Source organism: Streptococcus sp. HMSC074B11, from assembly GCF_001808705.1.
In the GTDB taxonomy this organism is placed as follows: domain Bacteria; phylum Bacillota; class Bacilli; order Lactobacillales; family Streptococcaceae; genus Streptococcus.
On record NZ_KV794270.1, the window covers coordinates 1 to 1,038 of the forward strand.

The 1,038-nt window shown below is 39.9% G+C and carries 2 protein-coding genes; both read right to left on the minus strand.

Annotated elements, in window-relative coordinates:
* Positions 1-242 (minus strand): hypothetical protein (locus tag HMPREF2619_RS11155; protein WP_186821487.1); only part of this gene is annotated, 242 nt, incomplete at its 3' end.
* A 108-nt stretch (positions 243-350) separates the two neighbouring features.
* On the minus strand, positions 351-1,038 hold a 688-nt coding region (locus tag HMPREF2619_RS04340), incomplete at its 5' end, for a hypothetical protein (protein ID WP_186821488.1).

Here is a 1,038-nt window from a genome sequence, read left to right on the forward strand (position 1 = left end):
GCTGATGTCGATGCACTTGTTGATGCTGACGTACTTGCGCTTGTTGAGGCTGAGGTTGAGGCTGATGTACTTGCACTCGTCATAGCACTTGTTGATGCTGATGTACTTGCACTTGTCATAGCACTTGTGCTCGCTGACTCAGAAGCACTAGTTGAAGCGGACTCAGAACGATATTTGTTATCCGTAACAGTCTCGTTTTGATTATAAACAGTTGGTGCATACGGCTGACTACCAGATGCCACTTTGGCATTATCCTTATAGTAAATTGTTGCAACACCACTGTCACTTACATCAATGCTTGAAATACGATTTCGACCGTTTGGAACAACCTTATCATGAGCTTTTCTAATCTATTCGCGAACTTTTTCCTTATCAGATTCTGATAAATGATTTTTATCCTTGACCTCAGTCACATCAATCGCAGGTTTATTAAACAAGTTCTGCAACTGATCTTGTTGAACAACAATTTCTCCCACACCAACTTCATTATCACTCGGATCTGTAGCATAGAGCCAACGTCCCCAGTGATTTCCTGATTTCCAAGCAAGATTTTGATTAGAAATCGCATTGATGGTAAAGGTTGTCTGGTCATCATTGGTTAAAGTATTAATAATATTGGTAATAGGACCAGTTCCCCATTCAGGTCTGTTTTCAAAGAAGTCCGTCAAATCTTTTCGATTACCAGAAACCTTCAAAGTTTTCAATTTACCACTATTATCTTTACCTGTATAAGTAATCTGGATATTATCTCCAGCATAGAACAAATAGCGACCATTGCTATCTTTCTTAGGTTCCTGACCATTTACTGTTACAGTATAGGTGATTGTTGGTTTCACACGTTCAAGAGTAATCGTACTTGTCGTTACTTCTGAATCGAGACCAGCAACTGTAGATTTAGCTGTTACATCACCTTTCGGAAGAAGACCATTGTTGCCATCGTAAGCTTTTTGCAGCTCAGTAGGTTCAAAGGTAACACTTGTTTCGTTGTCCTTAGCTCTCTTCTCGAACGTATGTCCAGCTAGAGTCAAGGTTACAAGA